This window comes from Pseudomonas thivervalensis (genome assembly GCF_001269655.1).
In the GTDB taxonomy this organism is placed as follows: Bacteria; Pseudomonadota; Gammaproteobacteria; order Pseudomonadales; family Pseudomonadaceae; genus Aquipseudomonas; species Aquipseudomonas thivervalensis.
Genome location: NZ_LHVE01000017.1, coordinates 63,604 through 83,233 on the forward strand (window position 1 = coordinate 63,604; position 19,630 = coordinate 83,233).

The window sequence follows — 19,630 nt, forward strand, 5'->3', positions numbered from 1 at the left end:
ACTGACAATTCTGTAATCCCCGCCTCAGCCCCCTGTCAGCTCGCCCTCGCTACTCTGTTATCCTCCCTCCAAACCGTTCGACACGAGACCTCCTTCATGGCCAATCCCCTGCACCTGCTCGCCTTGAGCGCCCTGTTCATGACTACCCTGGCCCACGCCGCCGAACCGATCAGCATCGATGTGCACCGCGATGCCAATTGCGGCTGCTGCAAGAAGTGGATCTCTCATCTGCAAGAAAACGGCTTCAAGGTCAACGACCACGTCGAGGCCGACATGAGCTCGGTCAAGCAACGCCTGGGCGTGGCGCCGAACCTGCGGTCGTGCCACACCGCCGAGATCAACGGCAAATTCGTCGAGGGTCATGTCCCCGCCGATCAGGTACTGGCATTGAGCAAGCGCGATGACTTGCTCGGCGTGGCCGCTCCAGGCATGCCCATGGGCTCGCCCGGCATGGAAATGGACGGCATGAGCGACGCGTATCAAGTGATCGGCCTGAAAAAAGACGGGACCCAAACCGTAGTGGCGGATTACCCGGCCCACTGATGGGCGAAGCCTATATCGGCTTGTTCCTGGCGGCTTTCGGTGCGGCGACCTTGCTGCCGCTGCAATCCGAAGCATTGCTGGTCGGCCTGTTGCTCAGCGAACGCCACGCAACCTGGCTATTGCTGGGGGTCGCCACCCTCGGCAATGTCCTGGGTTCGCTGGTGAACTGGTGGTTGGGCACGCGCCTGGAGCACTTCAAGGATCGGCGCTGGTTTCCGGTCAGCCCGGCCCATCTGGACAAGGCCCGCGTGCAGTACCAGCGCTTCGGACGCTGGTCGCTGCTGCTCAGTTGGCTGCCGATCATCGGCGATCCGCTAACCCTGGTAGCAGGCGTGATGGGCGAGCCGTGGCGGCGCTTCCTGCTGATCGTGACCCTGGCCAAGGGCTTGCGCTACGGCGTGCTCGCCCTGGCCACGCTGGGCTGGATGGGTTGAACGTTCGGGCCGTTCGGTTGCCTGTGGTTAATGTCGCCATAATCGGGTCGCGCCAGGATCGGCGGCGGCCACAAGGAGATTGACCATGTCCCGAACCACCCCCCGCTGGTTGCCCAGCCTGTTCCTCACCGCGGCCCTGCCCTTGCTTGCTCAGGCCGCCAATCCGCCAGAAGGCCCGGCCTACGGCGTACAGTTGGAAGGCTTCGAGTATCCCTACACCCTCAAGCACTTCGCCTTCCAGTCCCAGGGCACATCATTGCAGATGGGCTATATGGACGTGCCGGCCCAAGGCAAGGTCAATGGCCGCACCGTGGTGCTGATGCACGGCAAGAATTTCTGCGCCGCCACCTGGGGCGATACGATCAAGGCCCTCAGCGAGGCCGGCTACCGGGTCATCGCGCCGGACCAGATCGGCTTCTGCACATCGAGCAAGCCAGACCACTATCAGTACAGCTTCCATCAATTGGCAACCAACACCCAGGCATTGCTCAAGGCCCTTGGCGTACAGAAAACCATCGTCCTCGGCCATTCCACCGGCGGCATGCTCGCCACCCGCTACGCGTTGCAGTTTTCCGATCAGGTCGAACGCCTGGCGATGGTCAACCCCATTGGCCTGGAAGACTGGAAAGCCTTGGGCGTGCCCTACCGCACCGTGGACCAATGGTATGCCCGTGAGCTGAAGATCACCGCCGAGGGCATTCGCAATTACGAGCGCACGACCTATTACGCCGGCCGCTGGAAACCTGAGTTCGACCGTTGGGTGGACATGCTCGCCGGCTTGAACAAGGGTCCGGGTCATACGCAAGTGGCGTGGAACTCGGCGCTGATCTACGACATGATCTTCACCCAGCCGGTCTATTACGAGTTCAAGGACCTGACCGTGCCCACCCTGCTGTTGATCGGCACCTCCGACACCACCGCCATCGGCAGCGACATTGCACCGCCGGCGGTCAAGGCCAAATTGGGCCACTACGAGGCGCTGGGCAAGCAGGTGGCCGGGCTGATTCCGCGCTCGACCCTGGTGGAGTTCCCCAATCTGGGGCATGCCCCGCAAATGGAAGAGCCGGATCGGTTCCACAAGGCCCTGCTCGGCTGGCTGGACAAACCCATTCCCTGACGAGGTGATCCATGGCGGTGCAAATAGCAGTCATAGACGATTGGCAAGATGTGGCACGTGGTGTGGTGGACTGGTCGGTGCTGGACAGCGTCGGCCAGGTGACGTTTCTCCACGACTACCCCGCCGACCGCGACACCCTCGCCGACCGCTTGCAGCGCTTCGAAGTGATCTGCGTGATGCGCGAACGCACCGTATTCGACGAAGGCCTGCTGCGCCGCCTGCCCAATCTCAAGCTGCTGCTCACCGGCGGTATGCGCAATGCCGCCCTGGACCTGAAGGCCGCCGCCGAGCTGGGCATCCAGGTCTGCGGTACCGACAGCTACAAGCATGCCACGCCCGAACTGACCTGGGCGCTGATCATGGCCCTGACCCGCAACCTGGTGCAGGAAGCCAATGCCCTGCGCGCCGGTCTGTGGCAGCAAGGCTTGGGCGGTGACTTGCACGGCAAGACACTGGCGATTCTCGGCCTGGGCAGCATCGGTACACGGGTGGCGCAGTTCGGCCAGGTGTTCGGCATGCGGGTCATTGCCTGGAGCCAGAACCTCAGCGCTGAGCGAGCCGCCGACGTGGGCGTGACCTATGTCAGCAAAAAAGAACTGTTCGAACAGGCCGACGTGCTCTCGATCCACCTGGTGCTTGGCGAACGCACCCGCGGGCTGGTGGACGCCCAGGCACTGGCCTGGATGAAACCCGAGGCGCTGCTGGTCAACACCTCCCGCGGGCCGATCGTCGACGAAAGTGCCCTGATCGACGCCCTTCAGCACAAGCGCCTCGCCGGCGCTGCCCTGGACGTCTTCGCCCAGGAACCCTTGCCGCCCGCCCATCCCTTCCGAACCCTGGATAACGTACTGGCCACGCCTCATGTGGGTTACGTCAGCCGACAGAATTACCAGCGCTTCTATTCCCTGATGATCGAGGACCTGCTGGCCTGGGCGACGGGTAAGCCGATTCGGTTGCTGACGTCGGCGGGTTGAACTGAGCATCACTATTCCCTTGTGGGAGCGAGCTTGCTCGCGATAGCGGCGGATCAGTTGCAAGGTTGGTGACTGGCACACCGCTATCGCGAGCAAGCTCGCTCCCACAGGAGACACTGTGTTTTATTGGCCATTAAAACGCCTCCATGCCACCCGCCCTCCAATGGTGCGCCGCGCCATTCCATCGCGCACGCCGATGAAACAGACCTCCCCCCATACACATTTTTCTTTTCAGAAATGTGCACTTCGTCGGTGCGTATTCCCTGTCGTCGTGTAAGACATTGCCGCTAAAAAACGTGATTGTCGGACAATGCGACGAACCGAGCCGCACCGCTCTAAGTTCTGACCTAGACTGCCTAACCGGGGGGAAAACCGACCGGTCATCCAGACGAAAAAAAGTCGAAACTTTTCGCAACGGCGACAGGTCAGGTTAGAGGTAGGGCAACAGCGACTGGTGCAGTCCTTGCACTGGTCATTGCAACAGCTCCTTCAGCTGATTCGCTTCGCCGCGTTTGGGTAGCCGTTCGCTTTCCTTGCGTAGCGCTTGTGCGCCTGGCCGCAGGATTTGGCCAATGAAACAACAGCTCTGGCGCCTGCCGGAAACAGATCGAGAAAATGGGAGAAACTTATGATCAGTGCTGCCTTGGAACCACAACAAGTCCGTTCACAACTACCGCCGGCAGCCGAATCGCCGACGGCTCCGGTGCTGGCCACCGGTGGCAAGGCACTGCTCCCTGTCGTTCGACAGAATCCCAATCGCAAGAAAATCCTGTTCGTCACTTCGGAAATCGCCGACCTGGTCAAGACTGGTGGCCTGGGTGATGTGTCCTCGGCACTGCCCCGTGCGATGGCCGGGCTACATGATGTCCGGGTGCTGATCCCCGGTTATCCGCAAGTGATGAACAGCGGCAATCCGATCCACATCATCGGCGAACTGGGCGGCCACGCAGCGCTGCCGCCCTGCAAGATCGGGCGCATGGACATGGCCGACGGCTTGGTGATCTACGTCCTGATCTGCCCGGAACTGTTTGCCCGCGAAGGCTCGCCCTACGGTGCCAACAACGGTCGCGACTGGCCCGACAACCATATTCGCTTCGCCCGCCTGGGCCTGGCCGCGGCCGACATTGCCGCCAACCTCGCGCAGATCCACTGGTGCCCGGACCTGGTCCACGCCCATGACTGGCCGGCCGGGCTGGCACCGGCCTATATGCACTGGCGCGGGCAACGCACCCCGACCCTGTTCACCATCCACAACCTGGCGTACCAGGGCGTGGTTAGCCTGGCGTCCTGCCCGGAACTGGGCATTCCAGAACACGCGTTGCAACAGGAGGGCATGGAGTTCTACGGCAAGCTGTCATTCCTCAAGGCCGGGATGGCCTATTCCAGCCATATCACCACCGTCAGCGCCACCTACGCCCAGGAGATCACGACCCCGGCGTTTGGTTGCGGGCTCGACGGCTTCCTCGCGTCCAAGACTCAACAAGGCTTGCTCAGCGGCATTCCCAACGGCATCGATGAAAGCTGGGACTCGGCCACCGATAGCCATCTGTTCCGCCAGTTCGCCATGGGCGACTGGGAAGGCAAGGCCGTCAACGCGAGCCATGTGCGTGAACTGTTTGGCCTCGACGACTCCACTGGCCCGTTGTTCGCCGTGGTGTCGCGCCTGGTCTACCAGAAAGGCCTGGACCTGACCGAAGCCGTCGCCGAGTTCATTGTCGAGTCCGGCGGCCAGATTGCGATCATCGGCCGCGGCGAACCGGAGGAAGAACAAGCCATGCGTGAACTGGCGCTGCGCTTCCCGGGCCGCATCGGTGTACGCATCGGCTTCAATGAAACCGATGCCCGGCGGATGTTCGCCGGCAGCGATTTCCTACTGATGCCGTCACGCTACGAGCCCTGCGGCTTGAGCCAGATGTACGCCCAACGTTTCGGCTCGCTGCCGGTGGCGCGTAATACCGGAGGCCTGGCGGACACCATTGAAGATGGCATCACCGGTTTCCTGTTCGATGAGTCCACCGTGGAGAGCTACAAACAGGCCTTGAGCCGGGCCTTCAAGGTCTTCGAGTTCCCCGACCTGCTCAACGCCATGCGCTGCCGGGCCATGTCGGCGCCGTTCAACTGGTGCAAGGCCGTGGAACCCTACGCCGAACTCTACGAACAGCTGGTGGCGAAGTCACTGGGAAAATCGGCCAGACAATGAGGTAACAATGACGTCAAGGACGCCTGAGACATGGACCCACGGCGCGGTGATGCTGGATGATGAGCACACCCGCTTCGCCCTCTGGGCCCCGGATGCCTTTTTTGTCAGTGTCGAACTCGACACTGGAGATTCAATACCACTGCTGCCCCAAGCCGACGGCTGGTTCATGATCCAGACCCGTTGCCCCGCCGGCACCCGCTATCGCTATAACATCGATGGCGAGCTGGAGGTGCCGGACCCGGCCTCCCGCGCCCAGGCCGGCGACATCGACCGCCACAGCGTGGTGGTCAACCCCCATGCCTACCCCTGGCGGCACACTCAATGGTCCGGCCGTCCCTGGCACGAGGCCGTGATCTACGAGTTGCACGTGGGCGCCCTGGGCGGCTTCAACGACGTCGAACAGCAGTTGGCCCGCCTGGCCGGCCTCGGCGTCACCGCCATCGAACTGATGCCACTGGCGCAGTTTCCCGGTGATCGCAACTGGGGCTATGACGGGGTCCTGCCCTACGCACCGCAGGCCTCCTATGGGACACCCGAACAGCTCAAGCATCTGATCGACAGCGCTCATGGCCATGGGCTTTGCGTCATTCTGGATGTGGTCTACAACCACTTCGGCCCCGACGGCAATTACCTGCACCGTTATGCCAAGGGCTTTTTCCGCGAAGACAAGCACACCCCCTGGGGCGCGGCGATTGATTTCCGACGCCGCGAAGTGCGGGACTTTTTCATCGACAATGCGCTCATGTGGTTGCTGGAGTACCGTTTCGACGGCCTGCGGCTCGACGCGGTGCATGCCATCGAAGACCCGGACTTTCTCCAGGAGCTGGCGGCCAGGGTGCGCGAGCAGGTGGACCCGGTCCGGCATGTCTGGCTGACCGTGGAGAACGAACACAACCAGGCCAGCCTGCTGGAACAGGGCTACGACGCCCAGTGGAACGACGACGGCCACAATGCCTTGCACGTACTGCTGACCGGCGAAACCGACGCCTACTACGCCGACTATGCCGAGCAACCGACGGAGCAACTGGCACGCTGTCTCAGCCAGGGTTTCGTTTTCCAGGGCCACATCAATCGCCACGGCGAATCCCGGGGCGAGCCCAGTGGTCACCTGCCGCCGAGCGGGTTCGTGCTGTTCCTGCAGAACCATGACCAGATCGGCAACCGTGCCCTGGGCGAACGCCTGCACCAACTCGCCGAGCCCCAGGCCCTGCAAGCGGCCACGGCATTGTTGCTGTTGTCACCGATGATCCCGCTGCTGTTCATGGGCGATGAGGTGGCCGCCGAACAACCGTTCCTGTTCTTCACCAGTCACCACGGCGAGCTGGCGGAACTCGTGCGCGAAGGCCGACGCAACGAGTTCAAGGCCTTCAGCGCGTTTGCCGATCCGCAGAAACGCGAGCGGATTCCCGACCCCAATGCGGCCAGCACGTTCGAGGCGTCACGCCCAAGCCTGGAACCGCAACGACCGGAGCAGCAGGCCAGCGAGGCACTGTATCGCCAACTGCTGAAGATCCGTCGTGAAGAAATCGTCCCCCGCCTGCCCGGCACCCAGGCCCTGGGGGCCGATGTGCTGGGCCATGGCGCCGTCAGCGCACGCTGGCGACTGGGTGATGGCAGCGTGTTGCGCATCGACCTGAACCTCGGTGATCAGTCCGTCGAACACCGCGCCCCGGAAGAAGCACGCATTCTTTTCGAACATCCACAGCAGGCCGCGGGTCTGTTGCAACAGGGCCTCCTCGCGCCCTACAGCGCGCTGGTCAGTCTGACGCAGGCGACAACCTTGCCCAACATCACTGGAGAGCGCCAATGAGCGATGCGCAACTGGAAATCCTCGCCAGCCGAGCGGGCCTGGCGGTGGATTGGATCGATGCCAATGGCCGGGCTCAGAAAGTCTCGCCGGCGGTCTTGCGTTCGGTCCTCACCGGCTTGGGCCACCCCGCCGGCAGCGCCCAGGAAATCGACGCCAGCCTGCTGCAGTTGCAGGAAGATCAACAGAACCATCAACTGCCACCGCTGATCACCGCCGATGTCGGGACCAGCCTGGACTTGAGCCGCTACTTCGAGCCCGGGACGCCCTGCGAAATCAAGCTCGAAGATGGCGCGACACTGCACCTGAACCTCGATGCCGAGGCCAGGCTGCCGGGGATGGTCCCGGTGGGTTACCAGCACGTCCATATCCAGGACCAGCATTTCACCCTGGCCGTCGCGCCGGCCCGCTGCTACAGCGTGGCCGACGCGGTGGACGATCCGACGCCACGGGCCTGGGGCCTGAGCGCGCAGCTCTATGCCCTACGACGCCCCGGTGACGGTGGTTTTGGTGACACCCAGGCCTTGGAGGAACTGGCGCGTGTGGCCGGTGAGCGCGGTGCCGAGGCCATTGCCATCAGCCCGATGCACGCGATGTTCAGCAGCGACACCGGACGCTACAGCCCCTACTCGCCATCCAGCCGATTGTTCCTCAACAGCCTGTACGCCGCGCCCGGCACGATCCTCGGTGAACGTGCCCTGCGCACCGCCATCGATGCCACCGGCTTGACCAATCAACTGCGCAACCTGGAAGAGCAGCCGCTGATCGATTGGCCGGTCGCCGCCCAGGCCAAGCAGAAGATTCTCCGTGCCCTTTACGACGGGTTCAGCCAAGGCGCGCACCCGCTGCATGAAGACTTCAGCAGTTTTCGTCACAGCAGCGGCGAAGCCCTGGAGAACCACTGCCGCTTCGAAGCCTTGCAGGCCGAACGCGCGGCCCGGGGCGAAAGCCTCGACTGGCGGCAGTGGCCGGAAGAACTGCGTGACCCACGCAGTGCGGCCCTGGCGCATTTTGCCGAAGAGAATGCTGACGAGATCGGCTTCTACGCGTTTTGCCAATGGTTGATTGCCCGCTGCCTGGAGCGCGCTCAGAGCGCCGCCAAGTCCAGCGGCATGGGCATCGGCCTGATCGCCGACCTCGCGGTGGGCGCCGATGGCGGCGGCAGCCAGGCCTGGAGCCGGCAGGACGAACTGCTCGCCTCGCTGACCGTGGGTGCGCCGCCGGACATCCTCAACCGCTCCGGCCAAGGCTGGGGCATCTCGGCGTTTTCCCCGGAAGGCCTGGTGCGCAACGGCTTCCGTGCCTTCATTGAGATGCTGCGGGCCAACTTCGCCCATGCCGGCGGCTTGCGCATCGATCATGTCATGGGCTTGCAACGTCTCTGGGTGATCCCCAACGACGTCCCACCCTGCGACGGTGCCTACCTGTATTACCCGGTGGACGACCTGCTGCGCCTGCTGGCCCTGGAATCCCATCGTCACCAGGCCATCGTGCTGGGCGAAGACCTCGGCACCGTGCCGGATGGCCTGCGGGAGAAGCTCAGCGCCCGCTCGATCCTCGGCATGCGCGTGCTGTTGTTCGAACAGGACAACACCCACTTCAAGCCCATCCTCGATTGGCCGGACAACGCCCTGGCAACCACCAGCACCCACGACTTGCCGACGCTCAATGGCTGGTGGCACGGTCACGACATCGATTGGAACGCGCGGCTGGACCTGATCGATTCCCACACCGAAATGGACTGGCGCAAACACCGCGAGCGCGAGCGCGAGGGCCTGCGCCAGGTGCTGAACCAGGATCCGCAGAACTTCCGCGAAGAACACCGCGAGACTGACCAGGTGCTGGATGCCAGCGTGCGCTTCCTTGGCCACACCCGCGCACCGCTGGTGTTGCTACCGCTCGAAGATGCGCTGGGTATCGAGGAGCAGGCCAACCTGCCCGGCACCGTCGACACCCATCCCAATTGGCGCCGCCGCCTGGCCCAGCCGAGCCAGGCGCTGCTGGATCACCCGGACGCCGCCCGGCGTCTGGAAATACTCGCCTGCGCGCGACTTCAGGCGAACGAGCGTGACCGATGAAACAGACGTTGATCCAACCCCTGCGGGCAACGTTGCGCCTGCAGTTCCATAAAGGCTTTACCCTGGACGATGCGGTGCCCCAGGTGCCGTACTTCGCCGCGCTGGGCATCAGCCACATCTATGCCTCGCCGCTGCTCAAGGCCCGGGCCGGATCCATGCACGGCTACGATGTCGTCGACCCGACCCTGGTCAACCCCGAGTTGGGCGGCGAAACGGCGCTCAGGCGCCTGGTTGCAGCGTTGCGTGAACATCAGATGGGCTTGATCCTCGACATCGTGTCCAATCACATGGCCGTGGGCGGCAATGACAACCCTTGGTGGTTGGATCTGCTCGAATGGGGCCGGCTCAGCCCCTACGGTGAATTCTTCGACATCCAGTGGCACTCCCCGGACCCGCTGATGGAAGGCCAGTTGTTGCTGCCGTTCCTGGGCAGCGACTACGGCGTAGCCTTGCAGGAAGGCACGCTGCAACTGCGCTTCGACGCCGCCCACGGCAGCTTCTACGTCGAGCACTACGAGCACCGCTTCCCCATTTGCCCGATGCACTATGGCGAGTTGCTCAAACCTGCTGATACCTTGCCCATCGAGCTGACCGAATCGCTCAAGGCCCTGGCCGAGCGCTTCACCACGCTGAACTACCAGACCGATGCCCACACCCTCGCCCGCCCCCTGCAAACAGAGTTGCAGGACCTGGCGGCACACGCCGGCATCCTCGCCGCCATCGAGGACAACCTGGCTGGCTATGACTCCACCCAGCCTCAGGGTTTCGAGCGTCTGCATCAGTTGCTGGAGCGCCAGAGCTACCGGCTCGCCAGCTGGCGCACCGCAGCGGATGACATCAACTGGCGGCGTTTTTTCGATGTCAACGAACTGGGCGGGCTGCGGGTCGAGCGTCCGGCGGTGTTCGAAGCCACCCATGCCAAGATCTTCGAATTGATCGGCGAAGGCTTGGTGGATGGGCTGCGCATCGATCACATCGACGGCCTGGCCGACCCTCGCGGTTACTGCCGAAAATTACGCAGACGCCTTGATTCACTGTCGCCGTCGCGGCATTTGCCGATTTTCGTCGAAAAAATTCTCGGCGATGGTGAGACGTTGCGGCGGGACTGGAACATCGACGGCAGCACCGGTTACGAGTTCATGAACCAGGTCTCGCTGCTGCAGCATGATCCGGCCGGCGCCGCCCCTCTGGCGGAATTCTGGAGCCGGCACAGCGAACGACCGGCACACTTCATCGAAGAAGCCCGCCTCGCCCGCCAACAGATACTCAATGGCTCCCTGGCCGGGGACTTCGAAAGTGTCGCCCAGGCCTTGCTGCAAGTGGCCCGGGACGATGTGATGACCCGCGACCTGACCCTGGGCGCGATTCGGCGGGCCTTGCAGGAGTTGATCGTGCATTTCCCGGTGTACCGCACCTACATCACGCCGATAGGACGCTCCGCCGAAGACCAGGTGTTTTTCAACCAGGCCTTGGAAGGCGCCCGGCAAACCCTCAGCGAAGCCGACTGGCCGGTGCTCGATTGCCTGGCCCGCTGGCTCGGTGGCATGCCCTGGCGGCAACGCCCTCGCGGCAGCCAGCGTAAACGCCTGCGCCATGCCTGCGTGCGTTTCCAGCAACTGACCTCACCAGCCGCCGCCAAGGCCGTCGAGGACACCGCGCTCTATCGCTCGGCGGTGCTGTTGTCGCGCAATGACGTCGGCTATAACACCGAGCGTTTCAGCGCCCCGGTGCAAGAGTTCCACCACGCGTGTCTCGAACGCCTCGAGCATTTTCCCGACAACCTGATCACCACCGCCACCCACGACCACAAGCGCGGCGAAGACACCCGCGCCCGGCTGGCCGTGCTCAGCGAGCGCGCCGATTGGTACGCCGCCTGCGTCGAGCAATGGCGCATCCTCTCGCCTTCGCTGCACAGCGACCCGGCGGCGCCTTCGACCGGAGATGAGCTGATCCTGTATCAGGCGCTGACTGGAAGCTGGCCGCTGGACCTCGACCTCCAGGACCACAAGGCATTGGCCCAATACAACGAGCGCCTGTGGCAATGGCAACGCAAGGCCCTGCGCGAAGCCAAGCTGCAAAGCAGTTGGGCGGCGGTCAACGACGCCTATGAGCAAGCCACCCAGATGTTCCTCGAGCGTCTGCTGCTGGGCGATGAGGGGCTGCCCTTGCGCAGCGCCATCGCCGAGGCTGTCCAGGCGGTGGCGCCGGCGGGCGCCCTCAACAGTCTGGCGCAAACTTTGCTGCGCATGACCGTACCCGGCGTACCGGACCTGTACCAAGGCAACGAGTTCTGGGATTTCAGCCTGGTGGACCCGGACAATCGCCGCCCGGTGGATTTCCAGGCGCGCCGCGAGGCAATGCGCGCTGACAACACCCCAGCCGCGCTGGTACGCGATTGGCGTGATGGCCGGGTCAAGCAGGCGTTGATCGCCAGGACACTGGCCGTGCGGGCGGAGTATCCGCAGCTATGGCGCCAGGGCCGCTACCAGCCGTTGGAAGTGCTCGGCGAGCAAGCCCATCGGGTACTGGCGTTCATGCGTGAGGACTCGCAACAACGGGCGATCATTGTCGTACCTGTCCAGGCGGCGCACTTGCTGGAAAACAGTGCCGTGCCGCTGGTGGCTGCGTCGGATTGGGGCGACACCCGCGTGTCGTTACCGTTCGCCGCCAAGGATGAAAAACTGAAGGGACTTTTTTCAAGCGCAACAGTCACACCCCAAAGGGAGCTGCTGATCAGCGCCGTGCTGGGGAATTTCCCGGTCAATGTCTTTATCCAATCTTGAGTTGAATCAGGAGCACTGCGATGAGTACCGACGATAAACGCATTCGTGAATTCGCCTATCAGATCTGGGAGTCCGAGGGTAAGCCCGCCGGGCAGGAAAAACGCCACTGGGAAATGGCCCGCAAACTCGCCGAAGCCGAAGCGCTGGCGCCGAGCAAGCCACCCAAGGCCGCGAGTAAATCAGCGGCCAGCAAGACCGATGGCGCCAAGCCTGCTGCCGCCAAGAGTACGGCCAAGACCGCTGCGAAAAACACCACGCCCAAGGTCAAGCCGGCGGCCAAGCCTTCCGCGGCGACTGCTGCGATAGTGCCACCGGCGAACAAAACGGCCGACAAGAAGCCTCGGGCACCGCGCAAGCCGCCGGCGGTCTGACTCAGACTATCGGTCTCTTCGCCAGGTGGGAGCAAAGCTTGCTCGCGAGACAGGCGCCCCGATGCCTGAAGGAACGCGTCGCTTCATCGCGGGCAAGCCTTGCTCCCACAGAGAAACCACTTTGTCCCACATAGCGGGGGTGAATCCCCTCGCCACAGGTAAAGGGTGGCGCCATCCACCCCAAGTGAAACGCATCGCTGTATCTGTCTGTCTTTTGCAGGAGCAACTATGACCCGTCCAAACAAAACCACGCCGCCGCCCGTTGTCGAGGCTTCGCGGATTCGTGAAGGGCTGCCTTTTCCACTGGGTGCAACCTGGGATGGCCTCGGGGTCAATTTCGCGCTGTTTTCAGCCAACGCCACCAAGGTCGAGCTGTGCATTTTCGATGATGCCGGCGAAGTCGAACTCGAACGCATCGAGTTGCCGGAGTACACCGACGAGATTTACCACGGTTACCTGCCGGATGCCCATCCGGGATTGATCTATGGCTACCGGGTCTACGGCCCATACGACCCGGCGAACGGTCATCGCTTCAACCCTAACAAGCTGCTGATCGATCCTTATGCCAAGCAACTGGTCGGCCAATTGAAGTGGTCCGAATCCCTGTTCGGCTACACCATCGGCCACCCCGACGGCGACCTCAGCTTCGATGAGCGTGACAGCGCCCCGTTCGTCCCCAAGTGCAAAGTCATCGACCCCGCGCACACCTGGGGCCATGACCATCGCGTCAGCGTGCCGTGGGACAAGACCATCCTGTATGAAACCCACGTGCGCGGCCTCACCATGCGCCATCCTTCGGTGCCTGAAAACGTGCGCGGTACGTTCGCCGGGCTGATGGTCGACGATGTGCTGGAGCATATCCGCAAGCTCGGGGTTTCCTCGGTCGAACTGCTGCCCATCCATGCCTTCGTCAATGACCAGCACTTGCTGCACAAAGGCATGACCAACTACTGGGGCTATAACAGCATCGCCTTCTTCGCGCCCGACCCGCGCTACTTGGCCAGCGGCAAGATCGCCGAGTTCAAGGAAATGGTTGCCCACCTGCACGAGGCCAACCTGGAAGTCATCCTCGACGTGGTCTACAACCACACCGCCGAGGGCAACGAACAGGGGCCTACCCTGTCCATGCGCGGCATCGACAACGCCTCGTACTACCGGCTGATGCCCGACGACAAACGCTACTACATCAACGACTCCGGTACCGGCAACACCCTGGACCTGAGCCATCCCTGCGTGCTGCAAATGGTCACCGACTCCCTGCGCTACTGGGCCACGGAAATGCACGTCGATGGCTTCCGCTTCGACCTGGCGACCATCTTGGGCCGCTACCATGACGGCTTCGACGAGCGCCACAGCTTTCTCGTCGCGTGCCGGCAGGACCCGGTGCTGCGCCAGGTGAAATTGATCGCCGAACCCTGGGACTGTGGCCCGGGAGGCTACCAGGTGGGACGTTTCCCGCCGGGCTGGGTCGAGTGGAACGACAAGTTCCGCGATACGGTGCGGGCCTTCTGGAAGGGTGACGACGGCCAGCTCGCCGACTTCGCCAGCCGAATGACAGCCTCGGGCGAGATGTTCAACCAGCGTGGTCGGCGCCCCTACGCCTCGGTGAACTTTGTCACCGCCCACGACGGCTTCACCTTGCATGACCTGGTGTCATACAACGACAAGCACAACGAAGCCAACGACGAGAACAACCAGGACGGCAGCAATAACAACCTGTCCTGGAACCATGGCGTCGAAGGCCCGACGGATGATCCGGAGATCAACGCGCTGCGCCATCGACAGATGCGCAACTTCTTCGCCACCCTGCTGCTGGCCCAAGGCACGCCGATGATCGTCGCCGGTGACGAATTTGCCCGTACCCAGCATGGCAACAACAATGCCTATTGCCAAGACAGTGAAATCGGCTGGATCAATTGGGACCTGAGCGAGGATGGCGCGGCACTGCTCAAGTTCGTCAAGCGCCTGATCAAGTTGCGCCTGACCTACCCGATCCTGCGCCGTGGACGCTTCCTGGTGGGCAACTACAACGAGGACATCGGCGTCAAGGACGTGACCTGGCTGGCCCCGGACGGCAGCGAAATGACCATCGAGCAGTGGCAGGACGGCCATGGTCGCTGCCTCGGCATGCTGATGGACGGCCGCGCCCAGGAAACCGGCATTCGGCGCAAGGGCGGCGACGCGACGCTGCTGCTTGTGGTCAATGCGCATCATGACATCGTCAACTTCCGCTTGCCGGAAGTCCCCGAGGGCAGTTTCTGGACTTGCATGGTCGACACCAACCAGCCGAACGTTCGTGGACAGGAGCGCTTCGATTTCGAATCCGAGTATTCCGTCACCGGACGCTCACTGCTGCTGTTCGAGTTGCAACGCGAAGAAGAGGATTGAACGATTCGCAGTTAACCGCAAGGACGCGGTTTTTCCATCCAAACCGTCCAGTTAGCCAAAAAAAGCAGTTCAGATACACATGTCACGAGACGAATCGGTCGACATGGTCAATACTTCTCCCTGCGGTAGTCTCCAGGATTCGGAGCGCTGTGAATCGCAGCCATGCCTATGGGGGCGTCATCGGACAGTGAGCCCGGTGCATGGCTGAAAGATTGAACACATACAAGGATGTCGCTTATGAAGCCCGCCTCTCGCTTGCCTGGCCGGCAGCACCCGCAAATCTGGAACAGTGCTGCGCAACTGGCCGATATTCCGATCATCAGTACCCAGACGCTCATTCCCGCCGGCGCCCGCGCCGTCATCCTCGCGCCGCACCCGGGCGATGAAGTCGGAGCCTGCGGCGGCTTGCTGCAGTTGCTGAGTAACCTCGAGCAGCCCATGCTCCTGGTCTCAGTCACTGATGGCGCCTTGGCCCACCCCGGCTCACCGTTGTGGACCGACGAGCGCCTGCGTACGTACCGCCCTCATCCCCAGGAAAGTGTCGACGCCCTACATCGCTTGGGCATCGCCGCCCATGGCCTGCAATGGGTGCGCGGCGGCTTCCCGGAAAAAAACCTGGCCGAACACGAAGCGCAACTGGCCTCTTTCATTGCCCGTCACCTGCGCCCCGGGGACGTGGTCTTCAGCACCTGGCGCCAGGATGGCGACAGCGACCACGACACCGTCGGACGCGCCGGGGCCCTGGCCGCCGACAGGATCGGGGTGGCGTTCAACGAGCTGCCGGTGTGGGCCTGGCACTGGCCGGTCCGCGAACAGAATAAAATCCCTTGGCATCGGGCCCGCAAACTGCGCCTCGACGTCTGGACCACCGCTCGCAAGCGCCACGCCATGCACGCCTATGTCAGCCAACTCACCGGCGAACCGGCGAGCGGCATCGCTCCACTGCTGCCCAGGGTCATTCTTGACCGGATGGGCTTGCCGTATGAGATTGTCTTTATCTGAATACGCATCGATGGAAGCGGGTTTGCTTGCCGATGGCGGCGGTTCAGATGCACCGCCATCGCGAGCAGGCTCGCTCTCACATTGGGTCTGCGGAGGAAATGCAACACCTGTGTACGCCACCAGTCCTTGTGGGAGCGAGCTTGCTCGCGATGGCGATCAGCAAGGAGCGAAAAATCCGGAACTGCCGGTGCCTTGGGTCAGTCGCATGAACAAGTACGTCTGATTCAGGAGTGAACGTGACTCAAGTTCCCGATGGGCGAGCCGTCGAATCAATGCCATCGGACGCGCCTGCGGCGGTTCATCGGTTGCGGGTCCTGACGGTCAATACCCACAAGGGTTTCACCGCCCTCAACCGGCGCTTCATCCTGCCCGAATTGCGCGAAGCGGTGCGCAGTACCGGCGCCGACCTGGTGTTCCTGCAAGAAGTGCTCGGCGAACATGACCGCCACGCGTCACGCTACGACAACTGGCCCCAGACGTCCCAGTACGAATTCCTCGCCGACAGCATGTGGACCGACTTCGCCTACGGTCGCAATGCGGTCTACCCCGATGGCCATCATGGCAACGCGCTGCTTTCCAAATACCCGATTCGCCAGTACCGCAATCTCGATGTGTCCATCACCGGACCGGAGCGACGCGGATTGTTGCATTGCGTACTGGATGTACCGGGCCACGCCGCGGTCCACGGAATCTGCGTGCACCTGAGCCTGTTGGAAAGCCATCGCCAATTACAACTCAAACTGCTCTGCCAACTGCTCGATTCGCTGCCCGAGGACGCCCCGGTGATCATCGCTGGCGATTTCAACGACTGGCAACTGCGCGGCAACCTCACCCTCGCTCGCCGTGGATACCTGCACGAAGCCTTCGAGCATCACCTCGGCCGCCCCGCCAGGACCTATCCGGCCCGCTTCCCGCTGTTGCGGCTGGACCGCATTTATCTGCGTAACGCCAGCAGTCATTCCCCGCAAATACTGGGCAATAAACCCTGGACTCACCTGAGCGACCACCTGCCACTTTCAGTGGAAGTGCACTTGTAGAACGGGCCTTCCCTCATGCTTTCTGTGCATTGACCTGTAAGTTCTGACAGTAGCGACGCTCTGTATTCGTTGCTAGGGTGCCATTCCATACAGCGAGCGTTGCCAGGCCCTGTGTGCCATCTGTTGTGCAACCGATGCTGAAACCGGTGTCCACGGGGACGCCGATGCAGAGGGATAGCACATGATTCGGCACGATAAAGGATTCAATCGGCTGTTCAACGCCTTGTGGGTATCGGTTCCCTTCCTGTTACCCGCACCCGCCACCATGGCGGCCTGCACACTGACCCCCACCGCAGGCAATGACACCTACGTCTGCGACAGCGGCACCAGCCCCGGGCTGACGGACCTTTCGGGTAACAACAGCTTGACCATGCCCGCCAACGGCAGCGGTGTGATCAGCGGCGATGTCACGTTTGGCACCGGCGTCGACAGCATTGTGATCAATGCCAACGGCGTGATTGACGGTGACGTCGAGCAAGGCTCGGAAGCCGATTACTTCGAGATGAATGGCGGCAGGATCCTGTCCCTGGCCCAGGGCGATGGCCTCGATGAGTTCCTGATGACCGGCGGGACCATCGTCGACGCCTTCGAAGACGGCGACATCGCCACAATGACCGGCGGTGCCATTGGCCGGGTCGACATGAAGCTCGATGACAACGTTTTCGATATGTCCGGCGGCAATATTATTGGCAACCTGGTAACCGGTTTCGGCCAGGACACCATCATCCTCTCCGCGGGACGCATCGGCGGCAATGTCAGTGTCAGCGGCGGCAACGACAGCATCACCGTCAGCGGTGGCGAAATCCTCGGCGAGGTCCGGGCCAGTGCCGGTGATGACCAGTTCCAGTGGAGCGGCGGCCTCATTCATTCGGCCATCCTGATGGGCGACGGCAGCGACACAGCGCTGTTGAGCAACCTCGATGAAACCGGGCTGAGCGTCACCCCCAGCCTGAATGGCGGACTGGGTCAAGACGTCCTGACCTTTGAAAGCAGCACCTCCAGCACCGGCGCCCGCTACCTCAACTGGGAAACGGTGAACCTCACCCAAGGCTCGCAACTGGACCTTAACGACACTCTGACCTTGGGTGACAGCGCCACCGCCACCGGGACGCTCAACATCGAAAACGGCAGCACGCTGACGGCGACCCAAGGCGTCATCGCCCCTTTTACTGCCGGTCAACTGGCGACGCTCAACAACGCCGGCACGATAGACCTTACCCAGGGCAACACCCGCACCAACGACACGCTCACCGTCCAAGGCAAGTACGTTGGCAACAATGGCCTGTTGCGTGTGCAAACGGCCGTTGGTGCCGATGGCTCCGCCAGCGACAAACTGGTGGTCAATGGCGGGACGCTCACCGGCAATACCGCCATCATGGTCACGAACCTGGGCGGCACGGGCGCACGGACGACCCAGGACGGTATCGAAGTGGTCCAGGCCCAGGGCGGTGCCGTCAGTGACATCGGCGCCTTCTCCCTGGCCCAGTCCGTCTCGGCCGGTGCGTTTGAATACCGCCTGTTCAAAGGCGGCGCGACCGGCAATCAAAACAACTGGTACCTGCGCTCCACCTTGGTCGACGGACCGGTAGCAGCACCTATCCCGACGGCCCCTCCCGCGCCAGGCGCGCCACCCGCGCCAACACTGCCGCCCTTGCCAACGGCGGTGCCCGGCGCCGCGCCCATCCCGTTGTATCGTCCCGAAGTGCCGACCTGGTCGGTGTTGCCGCCGGCGGCGGCGCAACTGACGTTGATGGCCCTCGGCACGTTCCATGACCGCCAGGGTGACCAGCGCCTGCTCACGGAAACCGGCGCGTTCGGCGCGGGTTGGGGTCGAATCTATGGCGCAGACCTGGATAAAACCTGGGCTGGCACGGTGACGCCGCAGTTCGATGGCTCGATCAAAGGGTTTCAGGTGGGCAACGACCTGTACAGTTCGCTCCTGTCCGGCGGCCAGACCCAGCGCATTGGCTTCTTCGTCGGTCATACGGAACTGAACGGCGATGTAAAAGGCTTCAACCTGGGATTCGAAGGCCGGCACGCCGGCAAGATAGAACTCGACGGCGACAGCTACGGGCTCTACTGGACGCTCATCGATCCCAGCGGCGGATACGTCGACGCCGTGTTGATGGGCACGCGGCTAGACGGCGACAACCGTTCCGAGCGCGGTCTGAAAATCGACAATCGCGGGCATGCCCTGACCGTTTCAGCGGAAGCCGGCTATCCCTTCGCGGTGACCTCCGACTGGGTGTTCGAACCCCAGGCCCAGATCATCCACCAGAAGGTTTCCCTGGATACGCAAGACGATGGCGTTTCCAAGGTCGAATTCGATTCCGACGGTGCCTGGACCGGCCGGCTCGGCGCTCGCCTCAAGGGTCGCTACCAAGTCAGCGGCATGCCCGTGGAACCGTACCTGCGCGCCAACCTCTGGCATACGTTTTCCGGCACCGATTCGGTGACGTTCGACGACACCGAGCGGGTCGAGACCCAACAGCGCGCGTCCACTGGCGACCTGGGCCTTGGCGTCACCGTAAGCCTGGCGCCCACGGTCGCCATGTACGCCGGCGCGGACTACAGCCAAAACTTCGACAGCAATCAGCAGCGCAGTGTGGCGGGCAGGATCGGTCTACGGATCAGTTGGTAGGAAGGCGCTGCGACGGAGGTTTGACGCCGAAATATCCACCTCGATAACCAATTGAAATCAGCGTTTTACTGACGCTGATTTCATCCTGCCATTCATCGTTCATTTTCTTGACGCACCGTCATCAGTCTTCTTGACTACACCGTACTACCCCCGGAAACACAGTCAGGGGCAGGCCTCTGGAACCCGCCGAGACGGGCCGCCAGAGGCTTGCCCCAATCCATTCGGTCGCCCCTCATTCGGGGTAGGAGAGACGCC

The 19,630-nt window shown here is 62.7% G+C and carries 13 protein-coding genes; all 13 read left to right on the forward strand.

The features are described from left to right. The first annotated feature begins 96 nt into the window (after positions 1 to 96). Positions 97 to 543 (forward strand): DUF411 domain-containing protein, encoded by a 447-nt coding sequence (locus AD659_RS23375; protein ID WP_053125487.1) that lies wholly within the window; start codon positions 97 to 99, stop codon positions 541 to 543. Beyond that, the gene (locus tag AD659_RS23380; RefSeq protein ID WP_053125488.1) at positions 543 to 977 is read left to right on the forward strand and encodes a YqaA family protein; all 435 of its coding nucleotides are present in this window, start codon (positions 543 to 545) and stop codon (positions 975 to 977) included. Before AD659_RS23375 ends, AD659_RS23380 begins: the two co-directional genes overlap by 1 nt. 85 nt (positions 978 to 1,062) lie before the next feature. After that, on the forward strand, positions 1,063 to 2,094 hold the full coding sequence (locus AD659_RS23385) for an alpha/beta fold hydrolase (protein WP_053125489.1): 1,032 nt from the start codon (positions 1,063 to 1,065) through the stop codon (positions 2,092 to 2,094). Positions 2,095 to 2,105: 11 nt separating this feature from the next. Further along, positions 2,106 to 3,068 carry a D-2-hydroxyacid dehydrogenase family protein gene (locus AD659_RS23390; protein ID WP_053125490.1) on the forward strand — a complete coding sequence of 321 codons (963 nt, stop codon included), beginning with the start codon at positions 2,106 to 2,108 and terminating at the stop codon, positions 3,066 to 3,068. 628 nt (positions 3,069 to 3,696) lie between these two features. Next, positions 3,697 to 5,268 (forward strand): glycogen synthase GlgA, encoded by a 1,572-nt coding sequence (glgA, locus tag AD659_RS23395; protein WP_053125491.1) that lies wholly within the window; start codon positions 3,697 to 3,699, stop codon positions 5,266 to 5,268. A gap of 7 nt (positions 5,269 to 5,275) precedes the next feature. After that, positions 5,276 to 7,078: a malto-oligosyltrehalose trehalohydrolase gene (treZ, locus tag AD659_RS23400; RefSeq protein ID WP_053125492.1), complete on the forward strand. Its 1,803-nt coding sequence runs from the start codon at positions 5,276 to 5,278 to the stop codon at positions 7,076 to 7,078. Next, positions 7,075 to 9,153: a 4-alpha-glucanotransferase gene (gene malQ, locus AD659_RS23405; RefSeq protein ID WP_053125493.1), complete on the forward strand. Its 2,079-nt coding sequence runs from the start codon at positions 7,075 to 7,077 to the stop codon at positions 9,151 to 9,153. The genes treZ and malQ overlap by 4 nt, the downstream gene beginning before the upstream one ends. After that, complete coding sequence (locus tag AD659_RS23410) at positions 9,150 to 11,936, forward strand: malto-oligosyltrehalose synthase (protein ID WP_053125494.1); 2,787 nt, start codon at positions 9,150 to 9,152, stop codon at positions 11,934 to 11,936. The genes malQ and AD659_RS23410 overlap by 4 nt, the downstream gene beginning before the upstream one ends. Positions 11,937 to 11,956: 20 nt before the next feature. Further along, positions 11,957 to 12,307 carry a DUF2934 domain-containing protein gene (locus AD659_RS23415; RefSeq protein WP_053125495.1) on the forward strand — a complete coding sequence of 117 codons (351 nt, stop codon included), beginning with the start codon at positions 11,957 to 11,959 and terminating at the stop codon, positions 12,305 to 12,307. Positions 12,308 to 12,535: 228 nt separating this feature from the next. Then, positions 12,536 to 14,695 (forward strand): glycogen debranching protein GlgX, encoded by a 2,160-nt coding sequence (gene glgX, locus AD659_RS23420; RefSeq protein WP_053125496.1) that lies wholly within the window; start codon positions 12,536 to 12,538, stop codon positions 14,693 to 14,695. Between the two features lie 237 nt (positions 14,696 to 14,932). Beyond that, the gene (locus AD659_RS23425) at positions 14,933 to 15,697 is read left to right on the forward strand and encodes a PIG-L deacetylase family protein (protein ID WP_053125497.1); all 765 of its coding nucleotides are present in this window, start codon (positions 14,933 to 14,935) and stop codon (positions 15,695 to 15,697) included. A gap of 272 nt (positions 15,698 to 15,969) precedes the next feature. Further along, positions 15,970 to 16,734, forward strand: coding sequence for an endonuclease/exonuclease/phosphatase family protein (locus AD659_RS23430; protein ID WP_053125498.1), 765 nt, complete (start codon positions 15,970 to 15,972; stop codon positions 16,732 to 16,734). Positions 16,735 to 16,915: 181 nt separating this feature from the next. Next, positions 16,916 to 19,375, forward strand: coding sequence for an autotransporter family protein (locus tag AD659_RS23435; protein WP_053125499.1), 2,460 nt, complete (start codon positions 16,916 to 16,918; stop codon positions 19,373 to 19,375). Positions 19,376 to 19,630: the final 255 nt, after the last annotated feature.

What these genes read in the sequence shown, in the direction of transcription:
- glgX (WP_053125496.1), top strand. Translation starts at nt 12,536, where the DNA reads ATGACCCGTCCAAACAAAACCACGCCGCCGCCCGTTGTCGAGGCTTCG.
- AD659_RS23385 (WP_053125489.1), top strand. Translation starts at nt 1,063, where the DNA reads ATGTCCCGAACCACCCCCCGCTGGTTGCCCAGCCTGTTCCTCACCGCG.
- treZ (WP_053125492.1), top strand. Translation starts at nt 5,276, where the DNA reads ATGACGTCAAGGACGCCTGAGACATGGACCCACGGCGCGGTGATGCTG.
- AD659_RS23425 (WP_053125497.1), top strand. Translation starts at nt 14,933, where the DNA reads ATGAAGCCCGCCTCTCGCTTGCCTGGCCGGCAGCACCCGCAAATCTGG.
- AD659_RS23430 (WP_053125498.1), top strand. Translation starts at nt 15,970, where the DNA reads ATGCCATCGGACGCGCCTGCGGCGGTTCATCGGTTGCGGGTCCTGACG.
- malQ (WP_053125493.1), top strand. Translation starts at nt 7,075, where the DNA reads ATGAGCGATGCGCAACTGGAAATCCTCGCCAGCCGAGCGGGCCTGGCG.
- AD659_RS23375 (WP_053125487.1), top strand. Translation starts at nt 97, where the DNA reads ATGGCCAATCCCCTGCACCTGCTCGCCTTGAGCGCCCTGTTCATGACT.
- AD659_RS23415 (WP_053125495.1), top strand. Translation starts at nt 11,957, where the DNA reads ATGAGTACCGACGATAAACGCATTCGTGAATTCGCCTATCAGATCTGG.
- AD659_RS23390 (WP_053125490.1), top strand. Translation starts at nt 2,106, where the DNA reads ATGGCGGTGCAAATAGCAGTCATAGACGATTGGCAAGATGTGGCACGT.
- AD659_RS23435 (WP_053125499.1), top strand. Translation starts at nt 16,916, where the DNA reads ATGATTCGGCACGATAAAGGATTCAATCGGCTGTTCAACGCCTTGTGG.
- AD659_RS23410 (WP_053125494.1), top strand. Translation starts at nt 9,150, where the DNA reads ATGAAACAGACGTTGATCCAACCCCTGCGGGCAACGTTGCGCCTGCAG.
- glgA (WP_053125491.1), top strand. Translation starts at nt 3,697, where the DNA reads ATGATCAGTGCTGCCTTGGAACCACAACAAGTCCGTTCACAACTACCG.
- AD659_RS23380 (WP_053125488.1), top strand. Translation starts at nt 543, where the DNA reads ATGGGCGAAGCCTATATCGGCTTGTTCCTGGCGGCTTTCGGTGCGGCG.